Source organism: Streptomyces sp. V4I23 (assembly GCF_030817975.1).
Classification (GTDB): domain Bacteria; phylum Actinomycetota; class Actinomycetes; order Streptomycetales; family Streptomycetaceae; genus Streptomyces.
On sequence record NZ_JAUSZW010000004.1, the window covers coordinates 2,595,429 to 2,612,045 of the forward strand.

General features: G+C 70.4%; 12 protein-coding genes. All 12 read left to right on the forward strand.

The window, feature by feature from the left end; all coding sequences use genetic code 11:
- Positions 1 to 181: 181 nt before the first annotated feature.
- The 12 genes from QFZ82_RS13780 to QFZ82_RS13835 all read left to right on the forward strand — a co-directional run bounded on the left by QFZ82_RS13780 (position 182) and on the right by QFZ82_RS13835 (position 16,587).
- Positions 182 to 949, forward strand: a complete 768-nt coding sequence (locus QFZ82_RS13780) for a TnsA-like heteromeric transposase endonuclease subunit (protein WP_307713451.1) — start codon at positions 182 to 184, stop codon at positions 947 to 949.
- Entirely contained in the window at positions 939 to 2,966 is a 2,028-nt protein-coding gene (locus QFZ82_RS13785; RefSeq protein WP_373429280.1) for a Mu transposase C-terminal domain-containing protein, read from the forward strand. Before QFZ82_RS13780 ends, QFZ82_RS13785 begins: the two co-directional genes overlap by 11 nt.
- Positions 2,963 to 5,206 (forward strand): ATP-binding protein, encoded by a 2,244-nt coding sequence (locus QFZ82_RS13790; protein WP_307713452.1) that lies wholly within the window; start codon positions 2,963 to 2,965, stop codon positions 5,204 to 5,206. The genes QFZ82_RS13785 and QFZ82_RS13790 overlap by 4 nt, the downstream gene beginning before the upstream one ends.
- Complete coding sequence (locus QFZ82_RS13795) at positions 5,203 to 5,787, forward strand: SMI1/KNR4 family protein (RefSeq protein ID WP_307713453.1); 585 nt, start codon at positions 5,203 to 5,205, stop codon at positions 5,785 to 5,787. Before QFZ82_RS13790 ends, QFZ82_RS13795 begins: the two co-directional genes overlap by 4 nt.
- Before the next feature lie 223 nt (positions 5,788 to 6,010).
- Positions 6,011 to 6,652 (forward strand): GNAT family N-acetyltransferase, encoded by a 642-nt coding sequence (locus QFZ82_RS13800; protein WP_307713454.1) that lies wholly within the window; start codon positions 6,011 to 6,013, stop codon positions 6,650 to 6,652.
- Positions 6,653 to 7,115: 463 nt separating this feature from the next.
- Positions 7,116 to 7,811: a spermidine synthase gene (locus QFZ82_RS13805; RefSeq protein ID WP_307713455.1), complete on the forward strand. Its 696-nt coding sequence runs from the start codon at positions 7,116 to 7,118 to the stop codon at positions 7,809 to 7,811.
- Positions 7,812 to 7,914: 103 nt separating this feature from the next.
- A complete protein-coding gene (locus QFZ82_RS13810; RefSeq protein ID WP_177147533.1) occupies positions 7,915 to 8,652 on the forward strand; it encodes a response regulator transcription factor in 738 nt (245 codons plus the stop codon).
- The gene (locus tag QFZ82_RS13815) at positions 8,649 to 9,752 is read left to right on the forward strand and encodes an ATP-binding protein (RefSeq protein WP_307713456.1); all 1,104 of its coding nucleotides are present in this window, start codon (positions 8,649 to 8,651) and stop codon (positions 9,750 to 9,752) included. Before QFZ82_RS13810 ends, QFZ82_RS13815 begins: the two co-directional genes overlap by 4 nt.
- Before the next feature lie 279 nt (positions 9,753 to 10,031).
- The gene (locus QFZ82_RS13820; RefSeq protein ID WP_307713457.1) at positions 10,032 to 13,868 is read left to right on the forward strand and encodes a multifunctional oxoglutarate decarboxylase/oxoglutarate dehydrogenase thiamine pyrophosphate-binding subunit/dihydrolipoyllysine-residue succinyltransferase subunit; all 3,837 of its coding nucleotides are present in this window, start codon (positions 10,032 to 10,034) and stop codon (positions 13,866 to 13,868) included.
- Between the two features lie 178 nt (positions 13,869 to 14,046).
- Positions 14,047 to 14,229: a DUF6104 family protein gene (locus QFZ82_RS13825; protein ID WP_019075209.1), complete on the forward strand. Its 183-nt coding sequence runs from the start codon at positions 14,047 to 14,049 to the stop codon at positions 14,227 to 14,229.
- Positions 14,230 to 14,756: 527 nt separating this feature from the next.
- Positions 14,757 to 15,617 carry a DUF4097 family beta strand repeat-containing protein gene (locus tag QFZ82_RS13830; RefSeq protein ID WP_307713458.1) on the forward strand — a complete coding sequence of 287 codons (861 nt, stop codon included), beginning with the start codon at positions 14,757 to 14,759 and terminating at the stop codon, positions 15,615 to 15,617.
- Between the two features lies 1 nt (position 15,618).
- Positions 15,619 to 16,587, forward strand: a complete 969-nt coding sequence (locus QFZ82_RS13835) for a PadR family transcriptional regulator (RefSeq protein WP_307713459.1) — start codon at positions 15,619 to 15,621, stop codon at positions 16,585 to 16,587.
- Positions 16,588 to 16,617: the final 30 nt, after the last annotated feature.

Sequence of the window (16,617 nt, forward strand, 5' to 3'; positions counted from 1 at the left end):
AAGTTGAGCTGTACCGACTCAATGCATATGAGCCCCTGGATGTTCCCCGGGTGATGTTCGCTCTGAGCGATCACTCTCTCGCTGTCCTGTGACGCCGGTCTCTTCGTTTCGCAGCTTTACTCTTCGCGTGATCGTTCGCCTTGCAGAGTGACCTTTCGTCGCGGGGCGGGGTTAGCGAGTCGTGGCACGTGCGTTAGGGGTTCTGCCGGGTGGTGTCTCGGGGCCGCCGGCGGAGGGGTTCGATGTCGCGTACGCCGACCGGTGCGGGTCGGAGTTCCGCCTGCCGCTGGCCGACGCCCGGGCGGTGCGGTTCGAGGACGTAGCGCCGGTACGCGCGTTCAAGTCGTACAAGGGACAGCGCCATCTACCGGGCCTGTGGTGGTCGGCGACAGTCGGCGGTCACATCGGGTACGAGTCCTGGCTGGAGCGCGATCATGTGATGCTGCTGGACTTCGATCCGTTGGTCGTGGGGATCTCCTCGCAGCCGTTCTGGCTGTTCTGGCAGTCGGAGGCGGGCAGGGGCGTCTCTCACGCGCCGGACTACTTCGCCCGCCGGGAGGACGGCACTGCGGTGGTGGTCGACTGCCGACCGGCGGACCGTCGCAGGCCGAGGGACGTGGCGAAGTTCGAGGCGACGCGAGCGGCCTGCACGCAGGTGGGGTGGGAGTTCCGGCTGGTGGGGAACCCGGACGCGATCTTCGTGCGCAATGTGCGCTGGCTGGCCGGATACCGGCACCCCCGATATCGGCTGGAGCCGGTGGTCTGCGAGTTGCTGGTGGCATTCACGGAACCGCGGCCGCTGATGGGCGGGGTGTTGTCGGTGGGTGATGAGATCGCGGTGCTGCCCGTGCTGTTCCATCTGCTGTGGACACACGAGCTGAACGTGGACATGTCGGTTCCGCTGCATGCGGCGGCGGTGGTTTCCACGGGGGTGACCGGTGGCTGCTGAGCGTGGGGCCGTGCTGCGGCCTGGCGACTGGATCACCTACGACAACGAGGACCACCAGGTGGTGGGGCTCGCCGGTACGTCCGTGCGCCTGCGGTCACAAGGCGGGGCGGAATCGGTGGTGCTGGCCTCGCATCTGATGGCGGCGCCGGACTTCGCCGTCACCGGCACGGAGCCGCTGCCCGCGCTGGAGCCGTCGGGGCTCCTGGGAACGTTGCCGGAGTCGGTCCGGGAGGCGGCACGGGAATGGGAACGGCACATGGTGGAGGTCGAGACCGGGCTGCCGCCGGATGCCGTGACGGGCACCGGGCCGCGCCCTGGGTATGACCCGGCTGCCTACTCCCTGATGGAACGGATGGCCGCGAAGGCGAGCGAGCTGGGGGTCACCGTTCGGACGGTGCAAAACCGACGGTCGCGCTACGTCCAGCAGGGGCTCTGGGGGCTGGTGGACCAGCGGGCGACCCGGACCTGGGAGGCTACGGGGCGGGCGGACGCCCGGCTGGTCGCGGCCGTCCAGGAGGTCCTGGACGGGGAGACGCACACTTCGACGGGGACCCGGTCACGGCTGATCCGCCGGGTGGTCAAGCTGGTGGAGGCCACCCACGGCGAGGGAGTGGTTCCGCTGCCGAGCCAGCGGACCCTCTACAAGCTGGTCGACGCGCTCTCCACCGGTCGGCACACCTTCGGTTCGGCGGTCACGCGGCGGCAGATGGCAAACCGGCCTCAGGGGCCGTTCACGCCGACGTTCGCGGACCGGCCCGGGGAACAGGTGCAGATCGACTCGACCCCGCTGGACGTGATGGTGGTGCTCGACTCCGGGCTGACGGTCCGCGCGGATCTGACGATCGCGGTCGACGTTGCGACCCGCACGGTCTGCGCCGCGGTGCTGCGGCCGATGGGCACCAAGGCGGTGGACGCCTCACTGCTGCTGGCGCGGATGCTGGTGCCGGAGCCGATGCGGCCGGGCTGGTCCGCGTCGCTGCGCATGGCGGCGTCGCGGATGCCGCATCTGCGGCTGCTGGACGTGGACGCGCGCATGGAACAGGCTGCGGCGAAACCGGTGATCGTGCCGGACACGGTCGTCATCGACGGCGGGAAGGTTTTCGTCTCCGACACGTTCCTGCGGGCCTGCGAACGACTCGGCATCTCAGTGCAGCGGGCGCGTCCGCGCACGCCGACCGACAAGGCGATCGTGGAGGCCACGTTCTCCTCGATCAACACGCTGTTCACCCAGCACTTGGTCGGTTACACCGGGCGGGATGTCTCCCGCCGCGGCGAGAAGGTCGAGGACCAGGCCGTCTGGACGGTTCCGGAGCTTCAGGACCTGCTGGATGAGTGGTTGCTGGCCGGCTGGCAGGCGAGGCCGCACAGCGCTCTGCGCGACCCGTTCCGCCCGAAGAGGGCGATGTCGCCGAACGACAAGTACGCCTCGCTGGTGGCGGCCTGCGGCTATCTGCCGCTCGTGCTCCGCGGCGAGGACTACCTGGAGTTGCTGCCGGTGGCCTGGCGGGCGATCAACGACTACGGCATCCAGATCAGCTACCGCACCTACGACTGCCCCGACCTGGGGCCGCACCGGCGCGAGCACTCCGGGATCGCCGCCAAGCGCGGTCTTTGGGAAGTGCACTACGACCCCTACGACCTGTCCCAGGTGTTCGTCCGCACGACGGACGGCTGGATCACCGTGCCCTGGACGCAGTGGCCGCTGGTGAACGCGCCGTTCGCGGACTTCACCTGGCAACACGCGCGCCGCTTGGCAGCCGGGTCCGGACTGGACAACACCAACGAAAGGACCGTCGCCCGTGTCCTGGACGGTCTGCTCAACCGCGCCGAGCACGGCCCTGACACCCGGTCGGCCAAGGTGGCCGCCCGAACCCGCACGGCCCGCACCGTCCCCGCGCCCGCAGCGGGGCCCGAGACCGAACGCCGCACGGAGCTGGCGCCCGAGGTCCAGCCGCCTGTGACCACAGTGGAGTTCGGGATCTTCGACGCTCACGCAGAAGCCGAGAGGTGGCTATGAGCACGTTCTCCCCGGTCACGGACCCGGCCTCACAGGTTCCGCCGGACAACCCGCTGACCACCAAGGAGGGATGGCACCATTTCGTCGGCCATGAGCCTGTTCCGCCCCGTCTGCTGACGGCTGGCGAACGAGCGGCGCTGATCCCGCAGGAACAGATACACGTGGATGAACGTCGTCGCGAGTATCACGCCGCTCTACCGATGGTGAACACCCCGGTCATCCGCAAGGTCACTGCCACCTCCCGGTTGCTGATCCAGCTCAACCGCAACCAGATCTCCGCCCGCCGCGGTGTGATCCTCTCCGGTGCCTCCGGCACCGGTAAGACGACCGCCCTGACCCAGCTGGGGCGAGCGCACGAGTTGGCCGTCCGCAAGCGACACCCCCACGACCGCAACCGGCTCCCGGTCGTCTACGTCACCGTTCCGCCCGCGGCCACACCGAAGATGCTCGCGATGGAGTTCGCCCGCTTCTTCGGGCTGGCCTTCCCTTCCCGGGCCAACATCACCGACGTCGTCGACGCGGTCTGCGCCACTGCCGCCCACGTCCACGTCGACCTGGTCCTCGTCGACGAGATCCACAACCTGACCCTCACCACCCGCTCCGGCGCCGAAGCCTCCGACCAGCTGAAGTACTTCGCCGAACGGCTGCCCGCGACGTTCGCCTACGCAGGCATGGACGTCGAGTCCAACGGCTTGTTCGCCGGCACCCGGGGACGGCAGATCGCCGGACGCTTCGTCGTCGCCCCTGCCATCCCGTTCGCACACGTCACCGCCGAGGACCAGGAAACCTGGCGGGCCCTGGTGGGCACTCTGGAATCCCACGCTCCGGCTGCACAACCACACCTCCGGCACACTGACCGGTCTGAGCGAGTACCTCTTCCACCGCACCGGCGGCATGATCGGCAGCCTCTCCCAGCTCGTCCGAGGCGCCGCCGTCCTCGCCATCCAGGACGAGAGCGAACGCATCACCGAGGGCCTCCTGGAGATCGTCCCCGTCGACTACGCGGCCGAGCAGTCCGAGAAGCGCACCGCACCCGCCAAACCTTCTGCCCGGCGGAGGCGCGTGGCCTGATGCTCATCCGCCGACTTCCCGATCCTGTCCCGCCCGCCCGGCACGAGATCCCCGCCTCCTACATCAGCCGTCTGGCCACGCTCCACGGCCTCGACATCAACGACCTCTGGACCCAGGTCACCGAACGCGAGAAGTCCGGCGGCATGCGCCGCGTCGTCGTCCCCGAACGCCTCGCCGCGCTCACCGGCCGCACCGCCCATGCCCTCGCCGGCGCGATGCCCGAACTCCGGAGCCCCCCGCCCGACTGGGCAATGTTCCGGCACCAGCCACAGACCGGCTGCCACCGCTGCGACGCCCGGCACCCCGGCGGCAAGGTGACCCGGCTCCTGCCCCACCACCGCTACGTCTGCGTGCGCCACCGCACGTGGATCGGCCCGCCCGACATCGACCACCCCGCCGTCGACCTCACCCGGCTCCCCGAAATCGTCGACGCCCAGCGCAAGCACTTGCGCCTCCTCAGCCGCTACGGCTGGGCAGCCACCTACGACGCCGTGCTCAGCGCCCTCATGCTCTGCGCACACATCTGGTCCGTGGACGGACGTCCCTCCAGCGCCGTGTTCGGCACCTGGGACACCTGGGAAGACCGCATCGACCTCCTCATCCCGTTCAACCGGGAGACGCGCACCCACCCCAGCTACAGCACCTCGCGGTTGTTCGCGGCGATCTACCCCGAGGCTGTCGCCATGGCACCGCTGATCGCCTCACCACACTGGCGGCAATTGGCCGACGGCACCGAGGCAGAGCAAGCCCGGTTCTTCGCGGAGATCGGCGACCGCGTCACCTACCCCTACAAGCCCGTCGATCGCCGCGGCGACGCCATCGCACACTGGTCCCTCGCCGACTCATGGCGCCCACCGAGCCGCCCCTTGACGACCTACACACCCGGCCGGATGCGCGGCACCCTCCCCGGCCTCGCAGCGAACCGCCTCGCCCGGCACGAAAAGAGCGCAACGTGGTTCAACCGCACCCGGCGGGAACAGGGCCGCGCACTGCTCTTCCACGGCCACCTCAAGTCCGTCCTCCTACGTGACCCCGATCCCCAGTACGAAAAGTGGGAAGGAACCATCTGGCACAGCACACGCACCGACGACCTCATGCGCGAAGAAGTCGCGAAGAAGCGCCGAGCCTCCGAAGCAGCAACCCTTCCCCACTACAGTTCCGGCTCGTGACCGATGCCACCCACCGCACTGCTGCGGACGACGACGCGCTTCTGGAGAAACTGCACGCACTCGCATGGGGCGCCGGAGGCGCAATCCCCTCCCGCGGCAGCCTCCCCGACAAGCCCTTCCCGCCTGTCACGTTCGCCGAGGTCGAGCACGCGGAACAGAAGCTCGGGTATCCGCTGCCCGAGTTGCTTCGGCGCATCTACACCGAGATCGGTGACGGAGGATTCGGGCCGGATGGCGGCCTCGCATCACTGATACCGCGCAGCATTCCGCACTGGCACGTCCAGGACTGGCACTGCGCAACCACCGTCCACGACCAGCGGCCAGGATGGGGGCCACCGGCGTCGTGGTTCTTCCTGACGGGTGGCGGCTGCACCATGGAGTGGCACGTCTCCCTGATAGCGATCGACAACCCGGTGCTTCTCTGGGACGCCGACGGTTGGGAACCAGACTGGGGCCAGAACCCTCACGATGGCCTGCGCTACGCAGCACCGTCTCTGCGCCAATGGCTGTGGACCTGGGCGGATGGAGGGGACGTGTGGGACGAGGCGCTGGTGCAGATCAAGCAGGACGTCAGCAACTGAACGTGACCCATGCGGCGATCCCCATGGACAAGGAAAACGCAGGGTAAGTCTGCACAGAGCGCCCTCCTCACAGGTCGAATCACTTTGCGTTCCCGAGGTCGCAGCCCCTTCTGAATCCAGAGATCAATCTCACAGGACACTCGCACTGCGAGAGGGTGCCCGAGCCGCCGCTCCCGCCCTCCAGGGCCTGGCACCCGGGCCACTCAACCTGTGTAATAGCCCCATGCATACTTCAGTCATTACATCGGCCTGGGTCCGCGGCTGGGTCGTGTCCCGGGGCGCGGCCGATCCCGTGGTCAGACCGTGGGGTTTCACCGTCGACGTCGGCCAGGTCACGCACGCCACCCGGCACGTCCTGACGGCCGACGACGAGGCCACCGTGCGCAAGGTCGCCGCCGAGGTCGCCGCACCGACCGTGTGGCTCAAGGTCTTCGCCGAGCCCGAGGACGTCGTCGCATGGGCGGGACCGGACTGGCGGATCGACGAGCCGGGCTGGCTGATGCGGACACGGCTGCGCCGCACACCGGCGCCCGAGGTGCCGGAGGGCTACACGCTCAAGCGCTGGACGCGCGGAGGCGTGACCCGGCTGCTGGTGGTCGCCGCGGACGGTTCGTTCGCCGCGCGCGGCCAGATCGCGCCCACCGGGGACACCGCCGTCGTCGACCAGATCGAGACGGCGCCCGAGCACCGCCGCAAGGGCCTCGGGCGGCTCGTCATGCACACGCTCCACAACGCCGCGCTGGAGCAGGGAGCGACGACCGGCGTGCTCGGCGGTACCTCCGACGGCCGGGCGCTGTACGAATCGCTGGGCTGGCAGGTACAGGCCCCGCTGGTCAGCCTGTTCCACGCCCCCGCCACCGGCTGAGGGCGGGGCGGGCGGAGCCCGAGGGTTCCGGCTGCCCCGCCCGGCTCCCCCCGCGATACTGCGGCGACGACGCCCGTGACCGCCGCGCTCGGCCCCTGTACGTACAGGAGCACCGACGCGCCGCCGGCTGGTCCGGCAGGGCGTGAACCGGCGGCCCGCGCCGGAGCGATAGGGAAGACGTGAGACCGATGAGCCCCTCGGGGGGAGAGCGGGACGACGCGGCGCTGCTGCGCGCGGTCGCCCGCGGGGACACGGAGGGGCGGTGGCGCTCGCCGCCTTCGCACTCGGCACCGCTCTCCACGCCTGGCGCGGCCCGGCCCGCGGCCCGGCCTGACGGCGCGAGGAAGACGGCCGACGCCCGCCCCGAACCGGGCCCGAAACGGGTTTGTCCGGCCGCTCGCCCGCCCGACACAATGGCGCACGATCCCTGTCGTCATCCCGCCTGCCGCCCGGAGGTCACCCGATGCCGTTCCCCGCGAGCGACGCCCCCGTCACCCTCGACCGGCGCGAGGGACCTTTCGGTGAGGTCGTCCTGCGCAGACGCGGGGACGGGGACGCGACGGTGCACGAGATCATCGCCAACGGGTGCTTCCTGATGGACACCTCCGACGGGCGGTCCGAGCGGCTGCTGGTCGACGCCGCTCACGACGCCCTGGAGACGGGGAACGTCGCGCCGAGCGTGCTCATCGGCGGACTCGGGGCCGGGTTCTCCCTGGCACACGCCGCCGCCGGAAAGCAGTGGCGGCGGATCACGGTCGTCGAGCGCGAGCAGGCGATCATCGACTGGCACCGCTCGGGTCCGCTCGCGGCGATCTCCGGCGAGGCCCTCGCCGATCCACGCTGCGTGATCCTTCACACGGATCTCGTCGCGTATCTGCGGACGACGGACGACCGCTACGACGCCCTGTGTCTGGACATCGACAACGGGCCCGACTGGACGGTCACCGAGGACAACGGCGATCTGTACTCACCGGCCGGACTCGCCGCCTGTCAGGGGGCGTTGAGGCCCGGCGGCGTACTCGCCGTGTGGTCCGCCCAGCCCTCCGCCGCATTCGAGGACGCGTTGCGGAATGCCGGATTCACCGGGGTAAGGACCGAAGAGATCCGCCTTGCCCGGGGAGTACCCGACGTGGTCCACCTCGGGGTTAGCCCTGCGTAGCCGGGACGCGGTCGATGCCCTTACGCTGCTGGGACACACACGGGATCTACCTCGATCCGGATCCACGTGCAGCTAGCGGTGAAACAGGTACAGGGGCGGGGCGATGGAGCAGACACACACCACGCACAACGGGGTCGCGGCCACCCCCGGGGCCCAGCGCCGGGTGCTGGTCGTCGAGGACGACGCCACGATCGTCGACGCCATCGCCGCCCGGCTGCGGGCGGAGGGCTTCCTGGTCCAGACGGCCCTCGACGGCCCCGCGGCCGTGGACGCGGCCGAGGCGTGGCAGCCGGACCTGATGGTCCTCGACGTGATGCTGCCCGGCTTCGACGGCCTGGAGGTCTGCCGCCGCGTCCAGGCGCAGCGGCCGGTCCCGGTGCTGATGCTCACCGCCCGTGACGACGAGACGGACATGCTGGTCGGTCTCGGCGTCGGCGCGGACGACTACATGACCAAGCCGTTCTCGATGCGCGAGCTCGCCGCCCGGGTGCACGTGCTGCTGCGCCGCGTGGAGCGCGCCGCGCTGGCCGCCGTCACACCGCGCAGCGGCATACTGCGCCTCGGCGAGCTGGAGATCGACCACGCCCAGCGCCGGGTGCGGGTGCGGGCCGAGGACGTGCATCTGACGCCCACCGAGTTCGACCTGCTGGTGTGCCTGGCGAACACCCCGCGCGCGGTGCTCTCCCGTGAGCAGCTGCTGGCCGAGGTGTGGGACTGGGCGGACGCCTCCGGCACCCGTACGGTCGACAGCCACATCAAGGCGCTCCGCCGGAAGATCGGAGCCGAGCGCATCCGCACGGTCCACGGCGTCGGCTATGCCCTGGAGACGCCGACGCCATGACCCGGCGTCCCCGCGGCCGAGTGCGCAGGCGGCTGGGCGCCGCCTCCATCGCGATCTCGATCAAGACCAAGCTCAGCACGCTCGTCGTCGTCTCGGTCTTCATCACGACCGGTCTGATGCTGATGGCCTTCCACAGCAAGACCGAGATCCGCTTCATCACCGTCTTCACGATCATCGCCACACTGCTGATCACCCAGTTCGTGGCGCACGGCCTGACCGCGCCGCTGGACGAGATGAACACGGTCGCCAAGGGGATCTCGCACGGGGACTACACGCGCCGGGTGCGCGGCGCGGACCGCCGCGACGAGCTGGGCGACCTCGCCTCGACGATCAACCGCATGGCCGACGACCTGGAGGCCGTGGACCAGAACCGCAAGGAGCTGGTCGCCAACGTCTCGCACGAGCTGCGCACGCCGATCGCCGCGCTGCGCGCCGTGCTGGAGAACGTGGTCGACGGGGTCTCGGCCGCCGACCCGGAGACGATGCGCACGGCGCTGAAGCAGACCGAGCGTCTCGGCCGGCTCGTGGAGACGCTGCTGGACCTGTCCCGGCTCGACAACGGCGTGCTGCCGCTGAAGGCCCGCCGCTTCGAGGTGTGGCCCTATCTGTCGGGCGTGCTGAAGGAGGCCAATCTCGCCTCCTCCCAGCGCGGCCTCGCCTCCGGCTCCGGCCATCACACCCGTACCGACGTCCACCTGCACCTGGACGTGTCCCCGCCGGAGCTGACCGCGCACGCGGACGCGGAGCGGCTGCACCAGGTGGTGGCGAACCTCATCGACAACGCGGTCAAGCACTCGCCGCCGCACGGCCGCGTGACGGTACGGGCCAGGCGCGGCCAGGGCCGGGAGTCGCTGGACCTGGAAGTGGTCGACGAGGGTCCCGGCATCCCGGAGCAGGAGCGTCACCGGGTCTTCGAACGGTTCAACCGCGGCCAGGTCGCCTCGCCGCACGGTCCGGGCAGCGACGGCGGCACGGGGCTGGGCCTCGCGATCGCCCGGTGGGCGGTGGATCTGCACGGTGGCCATATCGGAGTGGCCGAATCGGCCCGCGGCTGCCGGATCCGCGTCACCCTTCCCGGTCTACGGTCACCGAGAGGTTGACGTAGGGTTCGAACCGGAGCGGCTTGTTCTGCGTGCAAGAGGGCAGGACTCGTCCGGGGCGAGGGAAAGACTGCAGGCCACAGGGCTGCAGCCGCGATGACGCGTACCCTCACAGAACCGGAACTTCGCTTGTTTCCCGCCATTCACAACCCCGAAACTCGCCTTTCGGTGTGACTTGCGCGACGATGCCCCGCCCGGCCTGCACCTCCCGGCCAGGGAGGCGTAGCCTTTATTTCCGCTGTCCATCACCTTGTGAAGCGGAAGAGGGCGGTTCTCGCCGTGTCGTCTCAGTCCCCCAGTAACTCGAGTCTCTCGACCGACCAAGGCGGGCAGGGTCAGAACCCTGCCGCCGCGTTCGGAGCCAATGAGTGGCTCGTCGACGAGATCTACCAGCAGTACCTCCAGGACCCGAATTCGGTCGATCGCGCCTGGTGGGACTTCTTCGCCGACTACAAGCCGGGCGCTGCCGGCACGGCGGACAAGGACAAGGCGGCGCCCGCCGCCGCGGCCCCCACCACGACCGCGAGCGCGCCCGCGGCGCAGGAGGCGGCACCCGCACAGGCCGCCTCCGCCGCCCCGGCGAAGCCCGCGGCCCAGCCGGCCGCCCCCGCGCAGGCCGCCCCGGCTCCGGCCGCTCCGGCCAAGGCCGCGGCCCCTGCGCCGAAGGCCGCGCCGGCCCCCGCGCCCGCGCCCGCCGCGAAGCCCGCGGCCAAGCCGGAGACCGAGGCGCCCGCCGGTCCCGAGTTCGTGACGCTGCGCGGCCCGGCCGCCGCGGTCGCGAAGAACATGAACGCCTCGCTGGAGCTGCCCACGGCCACGTCCGTGCGCGCGGTCCCGGTGAAGCTGCTCTTCGACAACCGCATCGTCATCAACAACCACCTCAAGCGGGCCCGTGGCGGGAAGATCTCCTTCACGCACCTCATCGGCTACGCGATGGTGCAGGCCATCAAGGCCATGCCGTCGATGAACTGGTCCTTCGCGGAGAAGGACGGCAAGCCGACCCTGGTCAAGCCGGACCACGTCAACTTCGGTCTGGCCATCGACCTGGTGAAGCCCAACGGCGACCGCCAGCTGGTCGTCGCGGGCATCAAGAAGGCCGAGACGCTGAACTTCTTCGAGTTCTGGCAGGCCTACGAGGACATCGTCCGCCGCGCCCGCAACAACAAGCTGACGATGGACGACTTCACCGGCGTCACCGTCTCGCTGACCAACCCCGGCGGCCTCGGCACCGTCCACTCCGTGCCGCGTCTGATGCCCGGACAGTCGGTCATCATGGGCGTCGGTTCCATGGACTACCCCGCCGAGTTCCAGGGCACCTCGCAGGACACCCTGAACAAGCTGGGCATCTCCAAGGTGATGACCCTCACGAGCACGTACGACCACCGCGTCATCCAGGGCGCCGCGTCGGGCGAGTTCCTGCGGATCGTCGCGGGCCTCCTCCTGGGCGAGGAGAACTTCTACGACGAGATCTTCGAGTCGCTGCGCATCCCCTACGAGCCGGTCCGCTGGCTCAAGGACATCGACGCCTCGCACGACGACGACGTCACCAAGGCCGCGCGCGTCTTCGAGCTGATCCACTCCTACCGGGTCCGCGGTCATGTCATGGCCGACACCGACCCGCTGGAGTACCGCCAGCGCAAGCACCCCGACCTGGACATCACCGAGCACGGCCTCACCCTGTGGGACCTGGAGCGGGAGTTCGCGGTCGGCGGGTTCGCCGGCAAGTCGATGATGAAGCTGCGCGACATCCTGGGCGTGCTGCGCGAGTCGTACTGCCGCACCACCGGCATCGAGTTCATGCACATCCAGGACCCGAAGCAGCGCAAGTGGCTGCAGGACCGGGTGGAGCGCCCGCACCACAAGCCGGAGCGCGAGGAGCAGCTGCGCATCCTGCGCCGGCTGAACGCGGCGGAGGCCTTCGAGACCTTCCTGCAGACCAAGTACGTCGGCCAGAAGCGGTTCTCGCTGGAGGGCGGCGAGTCCGTCATCCCGCTGCTCGACGCGGTCATCGACTCCGCTGCGGAGTCGCGCCTCGACGAGGTCGTCATCGGCATGGCCCACCGCGGCCGCCTGAACGTGCTGGCGAACATCGTCGGCAAGTCGTACGCGCAGATCTTCCGCGAGTTCGAGGGCAACCTCGACCCGAAGTCGATGCACGGCTCGGGCGACGTGAAGTACCACCTGGGCGCCGAGGGCACGTTCACCGGACTCGACGGCGAGCAGATCAAGGTGTCGCTGGTCGCCAACCCCTCCCACCTGGAGGCCGTCGACCCGGTCCTGGAGGGTGTGGCCCGCGCCAAGCAGGACGTCATCAACAAGGGCGGCACGGACTTCACCGTCCTGCCCGTCGCCCTGCACGGCGACGCCGCCTTCGCCGGCCAGGGTGTCGTGGCCGAGACGCTGAACATGTCTCAGCTGCGCGGCTACCGCACCGGCGGCACGGTCCACATCGTCATCAACAACCAGGTCGGCTTCACCGCCGCCCCGGAGTCGTCGCGTTCGTCGATGTACGCGACCGACGTGGCCCGCATGATCGAGGCGCCGATCTTCCACGTGAACGGCGACGACCCGGAGGCCGTGGTCCGCGTCGCGCGGCTCGCCTTCGAGTTCCGCCAGGCGTTCAACAAGGACGTCGTGATCGACCTCATCTGCTACCGCCGCCGCGGTCACAACGAGGGCGACAACCCGCAGTTCACCAACCCGCAGATGTACAACCTGATCGACAAGAAGCGCTCGGTGCGCAAGCTCTACACCGAGTCGCTGATCGGTCGCGGCGACATCACGCTGGAGGAGGCCGAGCAGGCGCTCCAGGACTTCCAGGGCCAGCTGGAGAAGGTGTTCGCGGAGGTCCGCGAGGCCACCTCCGCCCCGGCCCCGGTGCATGTCCCGGACACCCGGGCCGAGTTCCCGGTCGCGGTGAGCACGGCGGTCTCCCAGGAGGTCGTCAAGCGGATCGCCGAGTCCCAGGTCAGCATCCCGGACCACATCAAGGTGCACCCGCGGCTCATGCCGCAGATGCAGCGCCGCGCCGCCTCCGTCGAGGACGGCACGATCGACTGGGGCATGGGCGAGACGCTGGCCATCGGCTCGCTGCTGATGGAGGGCACCCCGGTCCGGCTGTCCGGCCAGGACACCCGCCGCGGCACTTTCGGCCAGCGCCACGCGGTGCTGGTCGACCAGGAGACCGGCGAGGACTACACCCCGCTGCTCTACCTGGCCGAGGACCAGGCCCGCTACAACGTCTACGACTCGCTGCTCAGCGAGTATGCGGCGATGGGCTTCGAGTACGGCTACTCGCTGGCCCGCCCGGACGCGCTGGTCATGTGGGAGGCCCAGTTCGGTGACTTCGTCAACGGCGCGCAGACCGTCGTCGACGAGTTCATCTCCTCGGCCGAGCAGAAGTGGGGCCAGCACTCCGGCGTCACGCTGCTGCTGCCGCACGGCTACGAGGGCCAGGGCCCGGACCACAGCTCCGCGCGCCCCGAGCGCTTCCTGCAGCTGTGCGCGCAGAACAACATGACGGTCGCGATGCCGACCCTGCCGTCGAACTACTTCCACCTGCTGCGCTGGCAGGTCCACAACCCGCACCACAAGCCTCTCATCGTCTTCACCCCGAAGTCGATGCTGCGTCTGAAGGCTGCGGCGTCGAAGGCGGAGGAGTTCACCACCGGCGGCTTCCGCCCGGTGATCGGCGACACTGGGGTCGATTCAGGCGTGGTCGACCCGGCCGCGGTCCGCAAGGTCGTCTTCACGTCCGGCAAGGTCTACTACGACCTCGACGCCGAGCGTAAGAAGCGCGGCACGACGGACACGGCGATCATCCGCCTGGAGCGCCTGTACCCGCTGCCGGGTGCGGAGCTGCAGGCCGAGATCGCCAAGTTCCCGAACGCCGAGAAGTACCTGTGGGCGCAGGAGGAGCCGGCGAACCAGGGTGCCTGGCCGTTCATCGCGCTCAACCTGATCGACCACCTGGACCTGGCGGTCGGCGCCGACATCCCGCACGGCGAGCGCCTGCGCCGCATCTCGCGGCCGCACTCCTCGTCCCCGGCCGTGGGCTCGAAGAAGCGCCACGAGCAGGAGCAGGAGCAGCTGGTCAACGAGGTGTTCGACGCCTGACCGGCCCCGCACGAAGGGAACGGCCCGCCACCGATGCGATCGGTGGCGGGCCGTTCCCGTGCCGGCGGGGGAAGAGGGGCGCCCCGTGGCGAGCGAGGGGGCGGACGGTCGATTGTCCGGCCGCGTCGCCGACGCCATACCCTGGAGCCGGAACACCCTTCCCCACCAGGAGCATGTCTTGTACTTCACCGACCGCGGCATCGAGGAACTGGAGAAGCGGCGCGGCGAGGAGGAGGTCACGTTCGAGTGGCTGGCCGAGCAGCTGCGCACGTTCGTGGACCTCAACCCGGACTTCGAGGTCCCGGTCGAACGCCTCGCGACGTGGCTGGCCCGCCTGGACGACGAGGACGACGACGAGTAAGCCGCCGCCCGCCGGTGGTGCATCCGCTGCGCGGGGGCGCGCGCCCGTTACCGGAGCACCGGACGCGCCGCCGCCCCGAGTGCGCGCCGGCTTTCCGCCTCCATGACGTCGGTACCTCACGAGGCCTGGCATCCGGGCCTGTCTCCTCCGCGTCGTGGGAGCAGTAACTGCCGGTGGCTCCCACCACGGCCCGGCAGGTTGCGTCGTCCCCCCTGCCCCCTCACTCCTGACAGGGGGCCCGGCGCCGTGCCCCGTGCGGGCGCGAAGCCTCCGCCCCTCCCCCGGGGGTCTGGGGCGGAGCCCCAGTTACGGGAAGGGGCGGGCGGGGAAAGCTTCCGCAGCGCGAAGCCGGCGCCGGGCGGGGGCTCCCCGGCGCCGAGCCGCCGGACACCGGGGGCGTCAACCCCGATGCACCCCTCCCCTCAGGCCCATGGAAGCGCGGCCCTTGACAACCCGTAACCGCGATATATCGTGTCACCAGGAGACGCGATATGTTGCGTCGCGCCCCGGACCGGGAGGTCATCGCCATGGCAGAGACGACATGGGACGTCGCCGAGCCGAAAAAGCTCACCTTCGACGAACCGGTCACGACGGTCAACGTGCGCATCGTCAACGGAACCGTCAACGTCGTCGGGACCGACGAAGGTTCCACCCGGTTGGAGGTCTCCGAGATCGAGGGCCCGCCGCTCGTCGTCACCCGGAACGGGGCCACGCTCACCGTCGCCTACCCGGACCTGCCCTGGAAGGGCTTCCTCACGTGGCTCGACCGCAAGGGCCGGCACCGCAGCGCGGTCGTCTCCCTCGCCGTCCCCGCCGAGGCCACCGTCGAGGTCGGCGTCGTCGGGGCGAACGCGGTCGTCTCCGGCGTCCGGGGCCCCGCCGTCGTACGCGGCGTCACCGGTGACACCACCCTCGTCGGGCTCTCCGGTGCCGTCCGCGCCGAGACCGTCTCCGGCGACCTCGAGGCGCAGTCGCTCAGCGGCGACCTGCGCTACCACTCCGTCTCCGGCGACCTCACCGTCATCGCGTGCTCCGGCCGCTCCGTGCGGGCCGACTCCGTCAGCGGCGACATGGTCGTCGACATCGACGCGGCCTGCGGCCCGACCGACATCGCGCTGAACACCGTCTCGGGCGAGGTGGCCATCCGGCTGCCCCACCCCGCCGACGCCCGCGTCGAGGCGAACACCGCGAGCGGCGCCGTCTCCAACGCCTTCGAGGATTTGCGCGTCGCGGGCCGGTGGGGGGCGAAGCAGATCACCGGCACCCTGGGCGCGGGCACCGGCAGGCTCAAGGCCACGACCGTCTCCGGCTCGATCGCGCTGCTGCGCAGGCCACCGGCCGACGAGGACGAGGCGTACGCCGACGCCCCGACCGGGAAGGTTCTCTGACATGCCCCCCGTATTCGCCCACGGCCGCCTGCGGCTCTACCTGTTGAAGCTGCTGGACGAGGCTCCGCGCCACGGCTACGAGGTGATCCGCCTCCTGGAGGAGCGTTTCCACGGCCTGTACGCGCCGAGCGCCGGCACCGTCTACCCGCGGCTGGCCAAGCTGGAGGCCGAGGGCCTGGTCACACACGCCACCGAGGGCGGCCGCAAGGTGTACTCGATCACCGACGCGGGCCGCGCCGAGCTCGCCGGACGCAGCGGGGAACTGGCCGATCTGGAGCTGGAGATCCGCGAGTCCGTCTCCGAACTCGCCGCGGAGATCCGCGACGACGTGCGCGGCGCGGCGGGCAAGCTGCGCAGCGAGATGCGGGCCGCGGCGAGCGAGACCCGCCGGGAGTCGGCGGGCCCGCGCAGCGGCGGAGGCGACTTCGCCGACAAGGAGTCCTGGCGGGCGGCGAAGGAGGAACTGCGCCGCGCCAAGCAGGAGTGGAAGGAGCAGGCGCAGCGCGCCAAGGACGAGTCGCGCCGGGCGCGCGAGGACGCCAAGCAGGCGCGCCGCCAGGCGCAGGAGGCGGCCGACGCCGCCCGAGCGGAGATGCAGCGCATCGCCCAGCAGGTGCAGGACCAGGTCCAGGACCACTTCGCGCGGGGCGACTGGCCGACCGGCGTGCGCGAGGGCCTGTCGGAGCTGGCCGGTCAGCTCGGCGGGCTGGCGCGGGGCACCACCTGGCCGCCGTATCCGAAACCGGACGCGGCCGGCACCGACCCCGACTGGGTGAAGGACACCGTGGACGTCAAGGGTTCGGCCGACCCGGCACGTGATCTCGAACGGCTCCTGGACCGCTTCCGGGACGACGTGCGGGACGCGGCGCGCGACCACGGCGTGACACAGGAGCAGCTGGGCGAGGCCCGTCGGCACCTGTCGACGGCGGCCGCGCACATCGTGGCCCTGCTGCGCGGGCCCAAGGAGTAGTGCGGCAGGCGGGGCCGGACGGCCGTCCGG